The sequence below is a fragment of the Flavobacterium limnosediminis JC2902 genome, assembly GCF_000498535.1.
Taxonomy (GTDB): Bacteria; Bacteroidota; Bacteroidia; order Flavobacteriales; family Flavobacteriaceae; genus Flavobacterium; species Flavobacterium limnosediminis.
Map to the genome: position 1 here is coordinate 1 of NZ_AVGG01000016.1, position 21,054 is coordinate 21,054.

Consider the following 21,054-nt stretch of genomic DNA (forward strand, 5'->3'; position numbering starts at 1 on the left):
CCAATGGTACAGCAACACCAGCAACAGTACTACAGGCGGAACAATTATAAGCGGAGCCACAAATGCTACTTACAGTCCGTTAACTTCCACGGTTGGAACTTTATATTATTACTGTGTGGTGACTCAAAGCGGAGTAGGATGTAATGTTACCAGTGCCGTGTCACAGGTAATCGTAGTAGCGGCACCAGCGATTACAACGCAGCCAACTTCAAGCTCGGTATGTGAGGGTGGAACTCCAACGGTATTAACCGTAGCCTACACCAACGGAACAGGAACAGCCTCTTATCAGTGGTTTAGTAATACAACAAACAGTACTACGGGAGGAACTGCGATATCAGGAGCAACCAATGCAACTTATGCTCCGCCGGCAACAACCGTTGGAACACTTTATTATTATTGTGAGATCACCTTCTCATCAGGGGGATGTACAAGCATACTTTCAAATACGGCTCAGGTTATTATCAATCCATTGCCAACAGTATCGACACAACCTACGGCGACGCAAAGTATCTGTGTAGGCGGAACAATCTCAGCGTTAAGCGTTGCTTATACCGCAGGAGTTGGTACTCCAACTTACCAGTGGTACAGTAATACGAGTAACAGTACTACGGGAGGAACTTCTATATCAGGAGCCACTTCTTCCACATACACCCCGCCGGCATTTAATACTGCTGGAACCTATTACTATTATGCCGTAATCACATTAAGCGGTAACGGTTGTGGAAGTACTACCAGTGCAGCAGCCGAAGTTATAGTGGTACCGGATCCAACCGTTACAGCCCAAGCTTTAGCGACTCAAACGTTATGTCAAAGTACTACTGTAACCGATTTAACAATCACAGTGAGTGGCGGAATCGGAACCTATAATTACCAATGGTACAGCAACACCAGTAACAGTACCACTGGCGGAACAATTATAAGCGGCGCCACGAATGCTACATACAGTCCGTCAACTGCAACAGTAGGAACCCAATATTACTATTGTGTGGTGACTCAAAGTGAGGTAGGATGTAATGTTACCAGCGCGGTGTCACAAGTAATAGTAGTACCGGCACCAGCGATTACCACGCAACCAACTTCAAGTTCGGTATGTGAGGGTGGATCACCAACAACATTAACCGTAGCCTACACCAACGGAACGGGAACTGCTTCTTATCAGTGGTTCAGCAATACAACAAACAGTACAACGGGAGGAACCGCGGTATCAGGTGCAACAAGCGCTACCTATACTCCGCCGGCTGCAATTGTCGGAACACTTTATTATTATTGTGTGATCACCTTCTCCTCAGGGGGATGTAGCAGTGTGTCATCTGCCACGGCACAAGTGGTGATTAATCAGGTTCCTGTTTTAACTAATTATTCTGCTGTAATTTGTAGCGAGGATACTTTTACATATCAACCTGTATCGGGTAACGGAAATACAGTGCCAAGTGCAACAACTTATACATGGTCGTTGGTTTCTATGACTCCTAATGCCGGGGTTACTGGTGCCGGCAATAGTACAACGCCACAGAGTTCGTTTAGTCAACAATTAACGAATACTACTAATCAGATTGTAACTTTAGTGTATTCGGTTATCCCATCGGCTGGAATTTGTACAGGTAATTCATTCACCATTACTGTTGATGTTTTCCCTAAACCGGACGTAGTATTCAATCATGCAAATCAAACCATTTGTAATGAGCATACCACAGAGGCTGTAACGCTCTCCACTACTTTACCGGGGAATATTACATTCAACTGGACAGCGGCTATTCCAACCGGAATTACAGGTGGGGTAAGTTCGGGAACAGACGTGATTCCTGCGCAAACGTTAATAAATACCACAGCAGTACCACTAACAATTGTATATTCAGCAACGGCTACATTTAATAATAATGGAGCTATTTGTACAGGAGCAATTTATACCTATTCAATAACTGTAAACCCAACGCTTTCATCATCGGGTGCAGTCTCAAATTATAATGGTTATAACATAAGTTTTTTCGGAGCTACAGATGGCTCTATAGATCTTACAACTGTAGGCGGATCGGGTAGCTATACGTATAGCTGGTCGGGACCAAACGGATTTACTTCTGCCAATGAAGATATTTCAAATTTAGCAGCAGGTACTTATACTGCGACTATAACAGATGGATATTGTGAACCGCTTGTAGTAACATTCATATTGACTCAACCACCAGAATTATTGATTCAGGAAGATTTGAGTCTGAATGTTAATTTAGATTGTTATGGCGATTCAAATGGAGCAGTAGGGGTGTTAATAACACAAGAATCAGTTCCTCCATACGATTACGAATTGTATAACAGCAGCAATACTCTCGTTGCTTCAATTTATAACACAGTAGATTTAAACCCGCAATTCACAAACTTGGTTGCCGGTGTTTATTCCTTAATTGTGATTGATGCAAATGGAGGCAGAAAAACGGTTTCCGGTTTAACGGTAACGCAACCGGCAGATATCGTAATTACTGCAACGACCACACCAATTACTTGTTATGGCGCTAACAATGCATCAATAACATTAACTGTAACAGGAGGTACAGGTCCTTATCAAGGGCAATGGGCTAATTTGGCTACAGGATTGTATCAAAATAATTTGGCAGCCGGAGATTATACTATTCTTGTAACAGACAGTAAAGGCTGTACAAAAACAATAGTAGTCAACATACCGGAAGCACCAATTTTTACAATTAATCCGGTTGTAACCAATGTTTCTTGTCATGGTGCTAACGACGGAAGTATAAATCTGAATTTGATAGGAGGTATTCCGCCACTTGCTTTAACTTGGGGCGATGGGAGTACAGCGGGCTTAGTCAGAAATAATTTGCCTCCGGGAATCTATTCAGTAACAATTTCAGACGGAACGCCATGTTACATAACAAGAACATTTACAATTATAGAGCCTCAACCTTTGGTTTTAGGTGCTAATACTCAAAATGCACTTGATTGTAACGATGCAAACAGCGGAGCAATTAATTTAAATGTGTCTGGAGGAACTCCGCCATTTACTTATAGTTGGACTAATGGAGCCACAACCGAAGATTTAATAAATATTACTTCGGGTAATTATGCAGTAACTGTTACAGATTCAAGGGGATGTATCAAAACAGCGCAATATACTATTAACAGACCATTGCCATTAACTTTAGCGGTAGAAACAACTACAAATGCAAACTGTGAAACAAGAGACATAAGTCAGCTTTTCGAAGCCCAAGTCTCTGGAGGAATGCCACCATTCCAATTAAGTTGGTCAAGCGGAACAGTAAGCGGAGCAAACAATCAATTGATGACCACTGATCAGAATGGATTGGTAGTTTTAACCGCCACAGATGCTTTGGGTTGTACTACTACCTACAGTTTAAATGTTGTGATACCTGTACTTGGTTCTCCTTCATTTACGCAGAATTCATATGGTTTTACAACATTCGGAATTTATTCTATTCAGGACCCGATACAATTCACGAGTACCGCTACCGGTGATTATACCAGCATCTCATGGAATTTTGGTGATGGAAGCTTTTCAACAGAAGAGAATCCGGTTCACACCTATGAATCGGAAGGAAGCTATGTAGTCACTCAAACGGTTACTTATCCCTTCGGATGTGTTTACACGCATATAATTACTTTGTATGTTGAAAAAGGGTACAAATTGATGGTTCCAAATGGATTTACCGCGAATTCAGATGGTGTAAATGATACTTTTGGTCCGGTTTCAGAAGGACTTAAGAATCTTAAAATGGATGTTTATGATACTTGGGGAAGTTTAATTTATTCGGAATCAGGAGAAACTTTAAAAGGATGGGATGGAACAATAAAAGGTGTTCAGGCAGAAAATGGTAATTACTATTTTAAAATTTCTGCAGAAACTTTCTACGGAGATGTCATCAATGAAAATGGTCCTTTTGTTTTAATAAAATAATTTATAATGAAATTTAAATATATAATAACTATAACCGTTGCCTTGTTTAGTAATTTTATTAATGCCCAAGATCCAATTTTTACACAAGCCTTTTTAATGCCGGAAACAATGAATCCGGGATATACGGGGTTTTTAGAAACCACAAGTGCGGGTATTATTCATCGTACGCAATGGCCGGATTTAAATTTTAGGGTTGACACTAATTATGGTTATTTCAGTACTTGGTTAGAAGATGCAAATAGCGGAGTTGGAGTTAATTTTCTAAGTCACAGAGAAGATTTTACAGGGTATAATTACATGCAGGCAAATGCAAATTATGCATATAGGGTAGCGCTTTCCGATTATTGGTATTTCAGACCCGGAATTGAAGTTGGATACGGAAGTAAAAGTTATGGTTTTCAGAATTTAATTCTTAGAGACCAGATTAATATAGCCAATGAAACAATCAACCCGGAGTCTATCGATCCAATGAAGTTAAACAACAGATTGCATTTTTTTGATATGTCAGCAGGTTTGCTTTTCTATAATGATAATATCTGGTTCGGAACTTCCTTAAAGCATTTAACAAAGCCAAATATCTCTATGGCGCAAGAAGGAAATATTCCTTTAGACATGTTCTTTACGGTCAATGCAGGTTACGAATTTGAATTAGCGGAATATGTCGATGTTACCTTTTTTCCGTATGAAACCCGAATGACGCTTACCGCTAATTTTATGAAACAAGGGGAATACAACAGACTGGATCTGGGTACTTCATTACTCTTTAATAAATTTTTTGTTGGAGCTACAACAGCTATCAATCCTATGGAAAAAGCTTATGATAGTCATACAGTAACATCCGTAAATTTATTTGGAGGTTTACAGTATGAGAACTTCAAAATTGGATATTCATACGATATCAGCACTTCCAAATTAAAGAATACAGGAGGTGTGTATGAATTATCGTTGGTGTACCAATTTGATGTGGAAGCAAGAAAATGTTTTGGTTGTCCAAATTACCTCGTAAAATAGGGTAGGGCAATTGACTATTTCTCGGCTGTCATTCCGACGAAAGGAGGAATCTCACTCGCTCGAAATGAAAAGTTAAACATCGTTAGTAGGATTGTTCCCTTGAGGAACGTTAAGGGTGTCAGCATTAAAACAAAAAGGAATAGCACTAAACTATTCCTTTTTTGTTCAGGAAGCGGTAGTATTCTCCGCATTATTTGCGGTGATTAACAAGTCTAATTACCGCAATTTGCTACTTGGTATACAGAGACCGGTCATTACCGTCAATACCTAACTTATCATTAAAATCGGAGAAATCGCCCAAGTCATTTACAAGCAGTGGTTCGTGAATTTTGTGTTCCCCTCGGCCGTCATTGCGAGGAGAGAGGTACGAACGACGAAGCAATCTCATCTTTAGAATACAAATCCTCAGCGGGCAAAAGTGCTGGTAGATTGTTCGTGAATACGATGAAGGTTCAGTTGTTCGGAAATTCCGAATAACTGCAGGCATAAGTAGTGAATTTATATCACCAATTTTAGTGATACCAATATCACCCAAATTGGTGATTTCATATTTGCCAAACGAACACTATTTTTGAAACGCCCAGAATTTAAGAGGAGCCTTTGATGGTAAGAAGCAATGAAAAGTAATTAACGAATTTTGAACTGCTTTTTGTTGATAAATAAAATCTTACCCTAGACCGTATTTTCTTATTTTTAGAAATTCTAATAACTTACTATTAATGTCATTATTTCAAAATACGGTATTGAAAAAATACCGCCAATCCATACCACAGGCTACACTCGATTCGCAATGGGAAGTTTATACCTCTATCTTTCACGATGTCAACAAACAAACCAATATCCGTTCGAGTAAGGAAGAACAATATCAGGAAGGATTTTTACGGGAATTGTTTGTAAAGGTTTTGGGGTATATCATTAATCCTGATGCCAATTTTAATTTAAAGACTGAGTTAAAAAACCTCACCAACAACAAAAAAGCAGATGGTGCCATTATTATAGACGACAAAGTAATGGCGGTTATTGAATTGAAAGGTACCGATACTACTGATTTAGGTAAAATAGAAGCCCAAGCCTTTGGCTATAAAACCAACCAACGCGATTGCCGTTATGTAATTATCTCCAACTTTGAAAAACTCCGCTTTTACATAGACGATGCCACCGAGTTTGTCGAATTTAATTTGTTCACACTTAGCAAAGAAGAATTCACCACGCTTTGGCTGTGTTTGTCGTTTGAGAGCATTAAAAACGATTTACCAGGAAAGCTAAAAGCCGAGAGTGTTTCGAATGAAGACAAGATTACCAAAGAACTGTACAAAGATTACTCTGCTTTTAGGAAAGAGTTGTTTCATAACATTGTTGCCCTAAACCCGCAGCACAACAAACTGGAACTTTTTAAGAAAACGCAAAAACTGTTAGACCGCTTTTTGTTTATTTTTTTTGCCGAAGACCGTTTACTGTTACCTACCAACCTTATTTTTTCGATTAATCTGGAGTGGCAGAAACTGAGGGAAGCGCGTGTACCGGTTTCGTTATACGACCGTTACAAAATGTATTTTGATGATTTGAATACAGGAGCACGCGTTTCTTTACCCGCTTTTGGAAAACATACCAACGAAATCGTTACGGCACAGTACGACATTTACGCCTACAATGGGGGTTTGTTTCAGACTGATGAACTGTTGGACAGCATTGCCATTGATGATGATTTGCTTTTTAAGCATACCCGAAAACTGAGTGAGTATGACTTTGAAAGCGAAGTGGATGTAAATATCTTAGGGCATATTTTTGAAAACTCGCTGAACGAGATAGACGAAATCGCCAACGAGATTGAAGGCACCGTAACTGAAAAAACGAAAACCAAACGCAAGAAAGACGGTGTTTTTTATACCCCTAAATACATTACCAAGTACATAGTAGACAACACCATTGGTAAACTGTGTAACGAAAAGAAAGCTGAGCTAAAAATTATCGAAGAAGAATATGTTTTTATTAAAACAATAAAAACAAAATTAAAAAGAGGTGAAAAAGGTTTCCCAAACGAAAGGAAAGAGAGTTTAGCTGATAAACTCACAGTATATAGAAATTGGTTACTGGAATTAACCATAGTTGACCCTGCCTGTGGTAGTGGCGCGTTTTTAAACCAAGCCTTAGAGTTTTTAATTGCCGAACACCGTTATGTAGACGAACTGCAAGCCAAATTGTTTGGTGATGCTTTGGTATTGAGCGACGTAGAAGGCAGGATCTTGGAAAACAACCTGTACGGTGTGGATTTGAACGAGGAAAGCGTGGAAATTGCCAAACTCTCGTTATGGTTACGCACGGCACAACGCAACCGAAAACTGAACAGCCTGAACAACAACATTAAATGTGGGAACTCGCTAATAGACGACCCTGAAGTAGCCGGTGACAAAGCGTTTAACTGGCAGGAAGCCTTCCCGAAAGTGTTTGCTAAAGGTGGGTTTGATGTGGTGATTGGGAATCCACCGTATGTTAGGGTACAAGGTTTAAAAGAACATTATTATAACCAAACTTTGTATTATGAAACAAAGTTTCAGTCAGCAACTGGAAACTATGATATTTATGCTTTGTTTATGGAAAAATCATTTGATTTAATTCATTCAAAAGGTATTGTATCCTTCATATTGCCTCATAAATTTTTGGTGACCGATTTTGGTGTTGGCATTAGAAAGTTTTTTGTTGAGAATAAAGCTGTTGAATCTTTAATACATTTTGGCTCTGATATAATTTTTAGTGATGCAGCAACATATACTTGTATTGTCAATCTGACAAAAACAGAAAAAGATAGAGTTGAGTTTAAAAAAATAAAAGCCTCTGAATTGTTAGAGCCTAATTCATGGGAATACATGTATTACAAAAATTTAACTTCTTTAAATTGGGATTTGCAAAGTGAAAAAGTTTTTGATGTAATAGCTAAATTAAACAATCAAACCTACAAAGTTGAGGATGTATTTGATAAGATATTCGTGGGATTACAAACAAGTTTAGACGAAATTTATGTATTCCAAGGTATTAAGGAAGGTAATGTTATAAAGGGATACAATGCGAAACATGATTATGTGTTTGAAATCGAAGAAGGTTTAGTTAAGCCGTTTGTAAAAGGGAATCAACTCTCAAGAAATTGTTCTCCGATTGTATCTAATTATGTTATTTTTCCTTATCAGATTGATATGGACAAAGCTATTTCAATGAGTGAAGATTTCATTAAAGAAAAATTTCCCAAGGGGTATAATTACATTAAGTATTTTGAAGCAGAAATAAAAAACAGAGAAAAGGGAAGAATGAATATTGAAAAAGATTGGTACTTGTACATCTATCCTAAAAACTTAACCAAATTTCATTATCCAAAAATAATGACACAAGAGATTTCTCTTGGCTGTAATATGACCTATGATGAAAAAGGAGAGTATTATCATCCTACAACTATTTATTCATTTGTCAAAAATCCAAAGTTTGAAGTTGATGAAAAATATTATTTAGGAATATTGAACTCAAAAGTGATGTGGTTCTTCTTAAAAAATACAGGAACGGAATTAGGTGGTGGTTATTTTAGATTCAAAACCAATTATTTAAAGCCTTTTCCATTACCTGAAATTTCTAATAATTCTCAAGTAATGATTGATAATGTGAACAGTCAATTAGCTAAGAATAAGGAATTACAAGAAACCTCACAAAAATTCCAACGCACATTACAACGTAAATTTGAGTTAGAAGACCTACCCAAAAAACTGCAGGATTGGTATTTGTTATCCTATGCCGAGTTTATTAAAGAACTGGCGAAAAAGAAAATAAAACTTTCCTTAGCTCAAGAAGCGGAATGGGAGGATTATTTTATGAGAGAACGTAAACAAGCACTGGATTTGAAAGCGCAGATTGATGCTACGGATAAGGCGATTGATGCGATGGTTTATGAGCTTTATGGGTTGACTGAGGAGGAGATTTTGATTGTGGAGAATAGTTAAAAATATTAAAACCTTGATTATGATAAAAAAAATACATATCCAAAATTTTAAAAGTATAATTAATACTTCGTTTGAGCTTAGCGATAATCTATTTACACTAGCAGGCCAAAATGAAGCAGGTAAAAGTTCTATATTAGAAGCACTATATAGTTTTGAGGACGATATAGTGAATCGCGAAAACTTAAATTTTGAGGAAGAAAGCAATGGGAATTTGAAACAGAGTATTTCAATAACATACAAAACAAGTGAGTTTTTTTTTAAAGAACTTGAAAAGGAGTGCAGGCAGTATGTAAATGATGAACTTAAAACTGAAACAACGCTTTTTAAAGTATTTGATGTAGAGAAGTTAAAAAAGTTACAGGAATTTACTCTAACAAAAACAATTGATTTTGGATGGGAAAATCAAAATGAATATAAATTAGAAATTAATGAACCCGCTTTTCAAATTATTAAATCAGCTATTAACAATTTACCTAATGAAAAAGATGACTTTGTAACAGCAATTATAAAAATTTTAAGGCCTATAATAGACATAAACTTATTAAAAGAGAAAGTTGTTTACGATATTTGGAGATGTTGTCCATCTATCATTTTTTTTGATGATGTTGCAGATTTATTGCCCGATGAAATTTATGTTGATGAACTCGAAAAAAGTGATTCGGGTCAAAAAGGCATAAAAGCAGTTAAAAATTTTCAAGAAATACTCAAGATTAATTTTGTTGAATTTTCGAAGAAAAATCCTCAGCTAAAAAAAGGTAAAATTGAAACTCTTAATAAAGAACTTACAGCGTCATTTCAAAAAGACTGGAAGCAGAAAATTTCAGGAAATAAACAAGTTGAAATTAATTTTGAATTAGCATTTGATCAAACTGGCAAAGAGAAAGTATCTTTTTTTGTAAAATCAAAAGACGGTCAATATTTACAGCCCAGAAGAAGAAGTAAGGGGTTGATTTGGTTTTTATCTCTATGGTTAGAATTGAAAGCTTCAGAATCAGAAAATGGAATAGTTTTTCTTTTTGATGAACCTGGACAAAATTTACATGTTAAAGCTAACAATGACATGTTAGAAGTTTTCGAAAATTTAGCCAAATCTGGACATCAAATAATTTATTCAACCCATTCGCCTTCACTAATAAAATTAGATAAACTTCATAATATTGGTTTAGTGTTAAATACTGAAAATGAGGGTACCATAGTGGAAGGACTAACTACCTCAAAACTTGATTCTACATATAAAAAAGATGCTTTACAACCAATTTCTGAAGCTATGGGATTGGAGCCATTAAAGGACTTTTCAATTTTATCAGAAAAGAATGTTCTATTAGAAGGTTTGTCTGATTTTTGGTATTTTGAATCTATGGCAAAAATTTTAAATAAAAAGAAGGAATACAAATTCGTCCCAGGTATTGGCATTAAGTCTTCAAAAATCTATCCTTTAATTTCCTTTTGCATTGGATATGGTTTAGATTGGATTTTATTAATGGATAATGGAGTGAATCCAAGAACTACAAGAGAGGAATTGAAAGAAAATCTTTTTAATAATGACGAGATATTAACTGATGAGAAAATTAAACTGATTGATTTTAAAGAAGTAGAAGATATGTTTAGCACAAAAGATTTTTTACTTGTAGATGATAAATTCAATATTAAATCAGGTAAGACGTCATCGGAAATAATAGGAAATAGTAGAAAGATTATTTATGCAAAACAATTTTATCAAAATGTAATTAATAAAAAAATTACCAAATCTAAATTAGACGAACAAACGATTCAAAATTTTGAAAAGGTATTTGATTTTATTGACCAATCTTTTAGTAAAAATATACAGAATTTTAAAGTTCCTCAAAAAAACATAGTTGAAGTTGAAGGAGTAAAGAAATAAGATGATATTACAAATTAAATAAAAAATGCAAAAATACTCCGTAAACCAACACCTCATAGAAACCTTGAATAATTAAAAGCATGTCAAAATCAAAATCACAAAAAATAGCCGAAAAAACCATCTTCGCCACTTTTAAAATATTAAAAGAAGCCGGTGGAGAAATGCGAGGGAAAGACGTTGTAGATAAAATACGTGAAACCGTAGAATTTGATGAATATGAAAGTCATCGTTATGAAAAGACTGGCTATATCCGTTGGGAATCTATTTTGCATTTTTACACTATTGACTGCATGAAAGCAGGATTTTTGAGAAAACATAAAGGAACGTGGATACTAACCGACGAAGGGGAAAAAGCCATGAAACTAGGTGCAGAAAAATTAATGGAAACTGCATCTAAACTGTACAGAGAATGGGACGGAAAGCGCAAACAGGAAACAGTAGAAGAGGATATTGAAGATTTTAAAGAAGAAGACAGTGGTCAAGTTCAAAAATCAATAATCAGCCAATATGAAGATGAGGCATTTAATGGAATTCGTAATTACATAATCAGTAAAAATCCTTATGAGTTTCAAGATTTAGTTGCAGAGTTATTGCGAGCGATGGGATATCACATATCCGATGTAGCCCAACGTGGGCCAGATGGAGGAATTGATATTATTGCATATACCGATCCACTTGGAACGAGACAACCCAGAATCATTGTCCAGGTAAAGCATAGGCCTAATGATAATGTTTCTTCAGATGAAGTTCAAAAACTTGCTGGTACATTAAAGAGGAATTCAGATGTTGGAATTTTTGTTACTTCAGGAAGTTTTTCAAAACCAGCTATTAAAGAAGCCAGAGAATCAAGAGAACATATTGAATTAATAGATTTTGAGCGGTTAACTTCTTTATGGCAAGAATACTACTCAAAAATGAATGATGAACAAAAAAACCTGTTACCACTACACCCTATTTACTTTTTAGGTAGTAACGATTAATTCTTAATTTATGCAAAAATACTACTTACATAACGGAACTGAAAACGCAGGCCCTTTTGATTTGGATGAATTAAAAGCCAAAGGAATAATAAAAAGCACACAAGTATGGTGCGAAGGCATGGAGGATTGGAAAGAAGCCGGAACAGTTGATGAGTTGAAAAATATTTTAACTGTTGTTCCCCCACCAATAACCAAAAAAGCAGAACCAAAACCTGTTGCGCCAATTGTTAAGAAAAAAACTAATTGGAGATGGTTTATACTTAAAGTACTTGTCACTACCGTTTTGGTTTTAGTTGTTTTTGCAGCACTAGGTGAATACTCAAACAGTCAAAACGGTCCTTCTACCTATGAAGAGCAAGTTATGACTGTTGCAGAAATGGAGGCCAACGATCCGTTAACTTATCTTGAAACTGACGGCCAATACAGAGAGAATTTTTTAGGAGATAGACTCAAAATAAAAGGATTTATTAAAAACAAGGCTACAGTAACAACTTATAAAGATGTAACAGTGGAAGTTGTTTTTTACAGTAAAACAGGCTCTGAAATTAATACTGAACAGTATACTATTTATGAATTTTATCCTCCTTCTGCCCAAAAGGAATTTGAGTTAAAGGTTACCAACTATGGGAATGTTGCTAAAATTGGATGGAGGATTGCCGGGGCTTTAACTAAATGATTTTATTATGAAGTATGTAGTTGATTCTCTTTATTGTCCCCGATAGCGCGAGAATCTTGGATGTGCCCACAACGTGAGCTCCCTGTGCTGTAACTCGAAATACTCAGTGCCAAAAGTAAATTAGAACCATTCTGTTTTATAGATTGCCGGCAATTAGTTTGTGTGCACGAGCAAGATGCTCGCGCCAGCTTGGGGGATTGATTATTATACGACGAATCCTATTTTTAAAATGGTTGGAATTTACGCGAAGTTATTGCTGAGAACTAAATTGTGTTAATTTCTTACTATTTGATATATTAGCATAAATATATTTAAGTCAATATTGTATATATTCCCCCATATATGTGAAATAATGGAGATATAAAAAATGATTACGTATATAAATAAGTTGTATGTCATTTTATCAAAACTAAACTATGATAGATATCGATAATATTGAAATTAAATATATTTCAAATTTAATTCCAAACATCTTACTCTCTAAACTAATAAAATTTGACATTACTACTATTTCAAATTTAAAATCTTTGGACGAAAAAGAATTTTGCAAATATCCAACTGTAGGAAAAAAAGTTGTTGAAGAATTGATTATTTTAAAAAAATATATTCAAAATAATGAAAATATAATTCTATCAGAGTATAATAAAATCAGTCCTAAGACATTACCATATGAATATGATAATGTAGATGATAATATAATTTCTCTTTTAGAAAAAATCATAAAAGATTTTACTTCATTAGTCGAAAATTTTACTTACAAAAGTGACAAAACACGTGAAAGAGAAATAAGAAATATTGATATTTTAAAGAAATCGTTTGGAATTGAATCCAAACAATATAGTCACGATAAAATAGCTAAAAGGTATAGATTACATAGAGAAAGAATAAGACAGATTATTTCAAATGAATTAATTCCTGATTTACAAAAACTTTTAAATGGCGAACTTGTAGAAGATTGGAACTGTAAAATTAATACTAATATAACTGATAAATTCTTATCATATAGAAAAGAATTGGTTGGAGAACAAATTATTAATCAAAAAAGAATAATAGAATGGCTACAAGATTATGGTATAGCGAAAATTAATTATAATATTTTAGAATTACTTTTAAATATTTGGGAATACGAAAAGGTCAGTGTTTCAAAGCATTATTTTTTAAAAAATAACATTATTTATACTCAAAAAAGTGTAAATAATGATATTTATTTAAATGTTGCAACAAAAATTTTTGCATTACTTCGAAATAATGTTTTACCTCTCCACTTTGATGATATCGTCATAGATATACTAGACGACTATGTTGTTGATGATAATTTCATCAAAACTGTTTGCAAAACAATTAATGAAATTGAAATAATTGATGATAATGTTTATCAAATTAAGTTCGAAAATTTAGCATCGATTAATAATTATGTTTATAGACTTCTATATGAAAAAAAGAAAGTTTTATCATATGAAGAGTTATTACATTTAATAAATAAAAGGTTAACGCTAACAAATAATGAGATAACACTAGAATCTTTAAAACAAACATTAAGACAAGACAAAAACATTATTCCACTAGGCAAAACTGGAAAATGGACATTGAAGGAATCTAATGTAAGCATAGAAAGTCAAGTAAATTTAATTTTAAAGTCTTGTAGAATACTTGACAAACCTCTCAATATTGATGAAATAACAGATTTTATAAATAATAATCTAAATAGAAAAGATGTAACAAAAAGATCAGTATCTTCCAATCTAAGGAATTACAAGAAAAATTTCATTAAAATAAGTGGTAATCAATTTATACTTTCTGAACTTAAAGAAAAATACAAAAACGAAATTGTAAAAACAAAAAAGCCAGTAAAAAAGAATGGGGCTTTAAAAATAGATGAAGTAAAAAAATGTTGCGTAAAAGTATTAGAAAAACAACCTAATAATTCTATTAAGCTCATTGAACTTGTAAAAACTATTTTATTATTAGAGAAAAATTATAGTAAAATGGATGTTTATAGATGCATCACTAATAATCCTTTATCATTCAATAAATTCACAGATCATTCAGGAACTAAATATGTTTCTTTATTGGAAGTTATAAATGATAAAAAAAATAATTTTAATAAATATAGTTGGAATGAATTAAAGAATATTTTAGAAAAAGAATTAAATAACATATTTAATTCTAATATTCAAAAAACATATCCGACGACTTTATCAGATGCTTTAGATTCTTTCTTTAAATTATTAACATTTGATATAAGCAAAAATTGTCCTGAAAATTCAGATTTAGCAGAAAGAATAATACCAACATTAAATAAATTTTATTTTGGATCTAGTGACAGAAATGATAAACTCAATTACTTAAAACAAATAGTTACATCTCAAGAAGCATTTTTTAAAAAGTTATTATTTATAACAGATCCAAATTCTTATAATTCCATTAAATCCTCCAAAAAAGGATTTGGAAGTGTGATCGATCATCTAGCCAAAATTGATCCTAAAAAAAACAGATACAAAGATTTAAATTCATCTTCACAATTTGAATTTGGTAAACATTGTTCTAGGGCTTATAACAATAGAAATATAGATGCTCACAATGCTAATTTTTGGACTGAAACTGAAATTATAGAAACTAAAATTAGTTGTCTAGTATTTATGATTTATGGATCAATTGAATACTATAATGAAATAATGAAGTTTTAAAAAACGACATACAACAGCGGTTTGCAGCAAGTGGGGTTTTAGGGAAAAACCAAACTTCTTTTTGTATATTTGGCTTCAGTAATAAACAAACTAAAGGGACAAAAATCCCCACCTGCAGCAAGCCGGCGGGACGTTGTAGCCAATTTTAACAAAACGAGATGGATATAAAAAAATTACCACCAATTGACGGAAGCGTTCTAGAAGGAATAAGCAAAACCTTGGGTGATACTATTAATGGATTAACAGGTCCTGAAATCGGTAAATTTTTACAAGAAGCAACGATTAATGATATAGATTCTACAAATACAAAATGGAAAAGATTGTATAATGCTTTTGTTACTTACCAAAATAAAAACAAAAACTCAAACAACATCTTAAAGTTTATTAATATATCGATGAATCCTGCGAGATTCATAGGTAATCATAGCCATTTTGAATATCTAAGAATAGAATTAAACAAAAGATTGTCATTCATTGGTCTAGAACTTTCGGAAAGCGGTAAATTTATTAAAACTGAAATTACTGCAACTATTTCGGAAGCGGAACAAAGAGCTAATAGATTAAAAAGCAAACTTGAACAAAGAAATGCACATCCAGAAATTTTTAAATATTGTAAAGCTGAATTATTGTCAGAAAACTATTTTCATACAGTATTTGAAGCAACAAAAAGCGTTGCAGAAAATATTAGACAAAAAACTGGACTAACTGAAGATGGTGCTGAATTAATTGACAAAGCTTTTTCTATTAAAAATCCACTTATCAAGATAAATGATTTGTCTACCGAAACTAAAGAAAGTGAACATAAAGGTTTTGCAAATTTGATAAAAGGAGTTTTTGGTATGTTTAGAAATTCAACCGCACATTCGCCAAAAATTATTTGGGAAATTAATGAAAAGGATGCTTTAGATATTCTCTCAACAATTTCTTTAATTCACAGGAGAATGGAATAGAAAGTCTAAAAAAACTGGCTACAACAGCGGTTTTAAGCAAGTAGGCTTTATGGCAAAACTCATTAAAAGTAAGGGTAAAGTCGCTTGACTTTGAGCTATAATTATAAAAAAAGCTTCAGCAGTGATGTTGAAGCTTTTTTTTATTAAATAAAGTACAATTGCTTTGAAAAATATTCTGGTAATTAGTTATTCAAAGTCGGGAGACTTTGATGCCATAGGATGACAAAAAAAGGAGATTGCTATTGTAATCTCCTTTTCAAAAAACTAAATATATTTTAATATTATTTATTGGGAACTAACTTTTCTAAATAAGTAACCTTGTCTTTTTCAGCCTGTAAAAGCCTTTCGTAAAGCTTTTCTTTTTCTTCAAATAAAGCAACAATCTTATCAATGGGATTAATTGTACACAAGTAGTTATTGTTGTTCGAACTACTATCTTGAAAAGTATTGCTGATAATATTAAAGACTGCTTCTTCAGAAAATTTTCTTATTGCTTCAGGGCTAACTCCTAATACTTGGGCAATTTTATCAAGTGTACTATCCTCGATAGTCTCACTATTCTCAATATTGGAAATCGTTTGTTGGCTTACGCCTAGGGCTGCCGCTAATGCTTCCTGTTTCATGTCGCGTAATTCTCTTATGCGGCTTATCTTTCTTCCTATGTGGTTTTTGGTAGGTGTGTTCATAGTTCAAAAATAGTCTTTAGTTCATTATCCTCAAAAGGTTCGCTGTTGGTAAAATACAAGCGGGTAGTGGTACTATACCAATCACTTTGGTTCGGTACGCGGTTCCATCTTCCGTACTTGCAGTTACTTAGCAAATATAAGATTTTTCGCGAATGTTTCACCAAAAAATTACCGCCATGTTCAATCAAACCACACCTCCGGAAAGTACTGTAGCTCCAAACCAAGGCTTTGACTACATCACCGCCTTCTTGCAGGATAATCTTAAGCTCTCGGGCTTGTACTGTTTTGGTACTCGCCAAACTTGTAAATCCAATCAGTGTTCTCTATCGGGCAAATCCAGTAATGAGCAGCACACCCATTATTACCTGCTGGCATTTTGCCCCGAGTTCAAAGAAAACGCCGTTGGAGAAGTAAGCGATGTTCTTAAAACCAAAAGCGAAGGCCGTTATACCATAACCTTATTGTTGCACAAAGCTACAGCCGTAAGGCAACTAACTCCGCATCAGAGCTATTTCTTTCATCGGGTAATGCAAACGGGTATTAAACTGTATGAGCATCCTGTGGTGCCTCCGGCTATAGCTTTCGAAGCCAATCCCAAACGAAATGTAGAAAGCATAAAAGCCTATTGGCACAACCGTAACCGCATTGCCCAAGTGTTCCTTGAATCTCAAAACCAAATAGAAGGCTGCGATACCCAACCCATACAGGAATCGATGATGCATCTGGCAATAGAAAATACCACCTTAGCACTGATCGATACCTTTTTAGGGTATCGTCCCATGCATTTCTCATTGGGTTATCTTTTCGATTTGTGCAATTTGTTTTGCCCCTTAGCCGAAGAAATCTTCCCGCGCAACACTCCGGAGGAACAGAAAATTTTCAACCTGTTATCCCAACATTTAAGCAAACTACGCTTTGCTAACCTCAAACCAACCGATTTTCTGCATACAGAACTTCTGCAAAGGCGGTGTTACCTGTTCCTCGAAAAAGCAACCTTACTAATAGAAGCCGAACTCAAAAGACTTGAAGAAACAAACCAATAACAACCTAAAACCAATAATTATGAAAGCAACCGAAATGCAATCCCTCACAGAACTTTGCGACCACATCAAAAACAGACGGTATTTCACACATCTTAAACCCTGCGAACATCGGGAGCAATCCTTCACCGCTCAATTAAAATTTTCCGGCTATACCGACATGCTCCTAACTATCATGGATATCTTAAAAGTTTCCGTCCTCGCTCTCGAAGCAGATGAACCTTACGATTCTACGCACATTGTAGATTCAAGTGCAAATGTTCGTAATCTTCTTGATATCGCATTACAATTGGTCCCTTTAGAAGAAATGCAGCTGCTTGATGAAATTCACGAACTGTATCAAGAAAATAAGCAACAGGAAAAAGAAAATATCCAAGACGGATAATGCATGGTATTGGTGTAGAGGCGGGTTTCAAACCCGCCTCTATCATAGGTATAGATAATGCATAGATAATGCATGGATAGTGTATGGATAATGTATGGATATTGCGTAACACCCCCCGAGCCCCCCTAAAGGGGGGGATTCCTAGAAGGTTTTTTGTCTTATAAATCGAGTAGTAGCTTTATAAGTCAAACGCTGTTATCAGGATTGTCCCCTCGAGGACGACCGTAACAAAGCCGTTCAGGGTTTGTGGAAGGTTGCGAACGTAGTTCATCAGGGGTGTAGAAGTTATGGAAGGTTGCGAACATAGTTCTAGGGGTGTCTGCCTTAAAACAAAAAAGGAATAGCGCTAACTATTCCTTATTTATTTTATTTAGGAGGGAATGATTTATTTACCGATACAGAAATTTACATTGCTATTATTTACGGGGTGTGTAGGGTAGAGGTACAAATGAGGTACAAAAATGCACAAATTTCATTATTTTAAATCATTACCCCTCCATTACAAAACCATTCATCTTCGTATAGGGCACAATAAAAAGCAGTTTGCCATGAATTAAGATTTACACTACTTCTGCTATCAAAACCATCTTTTAAGTGTGCTCTTAATAAATCATACCCTCCGTTTGCAAATAATTTTTTAAAATGTTGTTTATTGTTTTCTAATTCTTCTATTGCGTGTACACTATAAAGTTTATTTAATCCAAACGAATTAAAGTGATTTAAAATTCTTCTATTTAATAAATCTGCCCTATTCGGAGAAGGAAATACATAGTATTCAAATCCTATGGGATTAGTTTGTAATAATTTTGCTTTTAGCCATACTTCATTTTCTACATCATCAAAATATGGGTGTAAAGTTTCTTCTTCTTGCGAAGTTGGGTAGTCAACGAGTTTATCTTTGTTACAATCACTACAACAAGGAATTAAGTTTATCGGTGTAACTGCAAAAATTGGATACTTTGACTTTGGTAAATAGTGATCTAATGTTTTTACAATTCTTTGAGAACAAAAGGGACACTTTCCATTTGGTGCGGATAAAAAAATAGTGTTATAGTGATCTCTTGCAGGTGTCCCTTTTTTGGACATTCGATCATTATAAACTTTCTCCATATCTTCCTTAACGATAGTTCCTAAAATAACTTCATTTTGGGCAATTTCGTGGACTGTATTTCCTGTAATTTTATTCTCTAAATCTGTTTCGGCAGCTTCTAACGTATCAATACAATTAGTTAATTGCTGTTTATAAATTGGATTTCTAACAATACTAATACAGTCTGTAAATACTTGCTTTACTTTTATTTCGGGCTTTTTTATCTTTTTCATTTTACAAGTTCTTTTGATAAAATAAATTTCTTAATATCGCCCTTGCTTCTAATCCTAATTGGTTATTAAACTTTGTAATAGCTTCATCAAAGTTTTCAGTTCTTTCTGCAATATCTTTCAATATTCTATGAAAACCTGAATCAGTAACTTCTAATCCAAATACTTCTTGTGTAAGTGTTCCTACGTTTTCTCCAAAAGATTCCATTTCTAATCTTTCTGCAATAGCATCAGCTCCGTGTCGTCTTAAGTTCCAAATACAATTTTTTGGAACCTCTTGCAAAACCACAGGAGAGTGTGTCCCAATTATTGCTACTGCATTTCTTCTTTTTAATAAATCAGACAATGCTCTTATAAAAGCAGATAGCAAAGGTGGATGTAAATATCCTTCGGGTTCATCTAATAGTACAAGACTTCTTTCTTCTACAGTTTCAACTAATCGTGTAATTGTTAGCAATACAATTTTATGTCCCGAACTTAAATTTTTGAATATATTAGATGCTAATTCTGTAAAATCTTCTTCAATTCCTAATTTAGCAATTTGTGAAACTTCTGCTTCTTTAAATATTGGGTCTGTTTCTAATGTTTTAAGTGCATTAAGCCATCTTTCATTTTTTGCTCCAAGCCTGCAAATTTCAATACTTTTAACAAACTCATTTTTAAGGACTGTTGGGCTTTTAGGCGGCTGTTTAATATTTCCTTTTTCTATTTTCTTTAATCCAATATAAGAATAACTAATACTTTTAGTTTTATCTCTTTTTTCAACTATCGGGTTACTATCATCAAATGCACTAAAAGAAACAGAAACTAAATTTGCAAAAGGAATGTCAAAATCATCTTTACTTTCAAAGTATCCAACTTTTTTACTTGATCTTTCCTCTATTAATGATGTTATCATATTATTAAAAAGGTGTGTTTTACCAACCCCATTTCTTCCAATTATTACGTGAATATTAGTTGGAGGATTAGATTTTGGTTTTACACTAAAATCAAGCACCATTGGATTAATACTACTTTTAAAATGTTTTGGTGCATAAAAAGTAAAATCATAAGGAGTTAATTCAACTATTCCCTGTGCTAATCGTCTATATTCTCCTTTTACAGAAACAAGGCTTACAGACCGTAAAAGAGATTGTTTTGTTACTCTTTCTTTAATTGCATTATCAAATAATTCATTTTTCAAAGAAATGTCATTTAAGGCTTCTAAAATAGCATCCCTAAAGACTTCGCCTTTAGAATTTAATAATTCATAATAACTAACATCTTGACCTACAGAAAAAAAAGTATCGTCTAAACTTGTAAATTTTTCAGGAAGTCTTGGTATTCTTTCTTCCATATTAAATTCACCTATTTTAACAGGACCTAATATAATTTCATTATAATCATCATCATAATAACTTACTCTGTAGAGCGTATTGTATGTAAACCAATCATCCCACGAAGAGTGGTTTAAAACTATAATGTTTTTTTTCTCAATTCTTTGTAATAATCGGGAATCAGATAAATAAAAATCCATACTTAATTGAATTATCTTA

General features: G+C 34.0%; 13 protein-coding genes. 10 read left to right on the plus strand and 3 right to left on the minus strand.

What is annotated here, in order from left to right; all coding sequences use genetic code 11:
- From FLJC2902T_RS10800 to FLJC2902T_RS10835, 8 genes are all read left to right on the plus strand, one after another.
- On the plus strand, nt 1–3,922 hold a 3,922-nt coding region (locus FLJC2902T_RS10800; protein WP_051364375.1), incomplete at its 5' end, for a PKD-like domain-containing protein.
- A gap of 6 nt (nt 3,923–3,928) precedes the next feature.
- A complete protein-coding gene (locus tag FLJC2902T_RS10805) occupies nt 3,929–4,933 on the plus strand; it encodes a PorP/SprF family type IX secretion system membrane protein (protein ID WP_023579825.1) in 1,005 nt (334 codons plus the stop codon).
- Between the two features lie 719 nt (nt 4,934–5,652).
- The gene (locus tag FLJC2902T_RS10810) at nt 5,653–8,913 is read left to right on the plus strand and encodes an Eco57I restriction-modification methylase domain-containing protein (RefSeq protein ID WP_035678401.1); all 3,261 of its coding nucleotides are present in this window, start codon (nt 5,653–5,655) and stop codon (nt 8,911–8,913) included.
- A gap of 19 nt (nt 8,914–8,932) precedes the next feature.
- On the plus strand, nt 8,933–10,795 hold the full coding sequence (locus tag FLJC2902T_RS10815; RefSeq protein WP_023579828.1) for an ATP-dependent nuclease: 1,863 nt from the start codon (nt 8,933–8,935) through the stop codon (nt 10,793–10,795).
- 80 nt (nt 10,796–10,875) lie between these two features.
- Nucleotides 10,876–11,775 carry a restriction endonuclease gene (locus FLJC2902T_RS10820; protein WP_023579829.1) on the plus strand — a complete coding sequence of 300 codons (900 nt, stop codon included), beginning with the start codon at nt 10,876–10,878 and terminating at the stop codon, nt 11,773–11,775.
- A 10-nt stretch (nt 11,776–11,785) separates the two neighbouring features.
- Entirely contained in the window at nt 11,786–12,451 is a 666-nt protein-coding gene (locus FLJC2902T_RS10825) for a DUF4339 domain-containing protein (protein WP_023579831.1), read from the plus strand.
- A gap of 416 nt (nt 12,452–12,867) precedes the next feature.
- On the plus strand, nt 12,868–15,138 hold the full coding sequence (locus FLJC2902T_RS10830) for a hypothetical protein (protein WP_023579832.1): 2,271 nt from the start codon (nt 12,868–12,870) through the stop codon (nt 15,136–15,138).
- 158 nt (nt 15,139–15,296) lie between these two features.
- Complete coding sequence (locus tag FLJC2902T_RS10835) at nt 15,297–16,088, plus strand: TIGR02391 family protein (RefSeq protein WP_023579833.1); 792 nt, start codon at nt 15,297–15,299, stop codon at nt 16,086–16,088.
- 281 nt (nt 16,089–16,369) lie between these two features.
- Here the strand turns inward: FLJC2902T_RS10835 and FLJC2902T_RS10840 are convergent, their stop codons facing one another.
- Nucleotides 16,370–16,774 (minus strand): helix-turn-helix domain-containing protein, encoded by a 405-nt coding sequence (locus FLJC2902T_RS10840; RefSeq protein ID WP_023579834.1) that lies wholly within the window; start codon nt 16,772–16,774, stop codon nt 16,370–16,372.
- Nucleotides 16,775–16,926: 152 nt separating this feature from the next.
- On the opposite strand from FLJC2902T_RS10840, the gene FLJC2902T_RS10845 reads away from it, so the two are divergent.
- Both FLJC2902T_RS10845 and FLJC2902T_RS16250 read left to right on the plus strand, forming a co-directional pair.
- Nucleotides 16,927–17,817 carry a hypothetical protein gene (locus tag FLJC2902T_RS10845; RefSeq protein ID WP_035678405.1) on the plus strand — a complete coding sequence of 297 codons (891 nt, stop codon included), beginning with the start codon at nt 16,927–16,929 and terminating at the stop codon, nt 17,815–17,817.
- A gap of 19 nt (nt 17,818–17,836) precedes the next feature.
- Nucleotides 17,837–18,199, plus strand: a complete 363-nt coding sequence (locus tag FLJC2902T_RS16250; protein ID WP_155958896.1) for a hypothetical protein — start codon at nt 17,837–17,839, stop codon at nt 18,197–18,199.
- A 480-nt stretch (nt 18,200–18,679) separates the two neighbouring features.
- Here the strand turns inward: FLJC2902T_RS16250 and FLJC2902T_RS10855 are convergent, their stop codons facing one another.
- Together FLJC2902T_RS10855 and FLJC2902T_RS10860 are read right to left on the minus strand one after the other, a co-directional pair.
- Entirely contained in the window at nt 18,680–19,522 is an 843-nt protein-coding gene (locus FLJC2902T_RS10855) for an HNH endonuclease (RefSeq protein WP_023579838.1), read from the minus strand.
- Nucleotide 19,523: 1 nt separating this feature from the next.
- The gene (locus FLJC2902T_RS10860) at nt 19,524–21,035 is read right to left on the minus strand and encodes an AAA family ATPase (protein ID WP_023579839.1); all 1,512 of its coding nucleotides are present in this window, start codon (nt 21,033–21,035) and stop codon (nt 19,524–19,526) included.
- Nucleotides 21,036–21,054 lie beyond the last annotated feature (19 nt).

Coding starts and splice junctions, on each gene's coding strand:
- FLJC2902T_RS10815 (WP_023579828.1), top strand. CDS start 8,933: ATGATAAAAAAAATACATATCCAAAATTTTAAAAGTATAATTAATACT.
- FLJC2902T_RS10805 (WP_023579825.1), top strand. CDS start 3,929: ATGAAATTTAAATATATAATAACTATAACCGTTGCCTTGTTTAGTAAT.
- FLJC2902T_RS16250 (WP_155958896.1), top strand. CDS start 17,837: ATGAAAGCAACCGAAATGCAATCCCTCACAGAACTTTGCGACCACATC.
- FLJC2902T_RS10860 (WP_023579839.1), bottom strand. CDS start 21,035: ATGGATTTTTATTTATCTGATTCCCGATTATTACAAAGAATTGAGAAA.
- FLJC2902T_RS10855 (WP_023579838.1), bottom strand. CDS start 19,522: ATGAAAAAGATAAAAAAGCCCGAAATAAAAGTAAAGCAAGTATTTACA.
- FLJC2902T_RS10835 (WP_023579833.1), top strand. CDS start 15,297: ATGGATATAAAAAAATTACCACCAATTGACGGAAGCGTTCTAGAAGGA.
- FLJC2902T_RS10830 (WP_023579832.1), top strand. CDS start 12,868: ATGATAGATATCGATAATATTGAAATTAAATATATTTCAAATTTAATT.
- FLJC2902T_RS10840 (WP_023579834.1), bottom strand. CDS start 16,774: ATGAACACACCTACCAAAAACCACATAGGAAGAAAGATAAGCCGCATA.
- FLJC2902T_RS10825 (WP_023579831.1), top strand. CDS start 11,786: ATGCAAAAATACTACTTACATAACGGAACTGAAAACGCAGGCCCTTTT.
- FLJC2902T_RS10820 (WP_023579829.1), top strand. CDS start 10,876: ATGTCAAAATCAAAATCACAAAAAATAGCCGAAAAAACCATCTTCGCC.
- FLJC2902T_RS10810 (WP_035678401.1), top strand. CDS start 5,653: ATGTCATTATTTCAAAATACGGTATTGAAAAAATACCGCCAATCCATA.
- FLJC2902T_RS10845 (WP_035678405.1), top strand. CDS start 16,927: ATGTTTCACCAAAAAATTACCGCCATGTTCAATCAAACCACACCTCCG.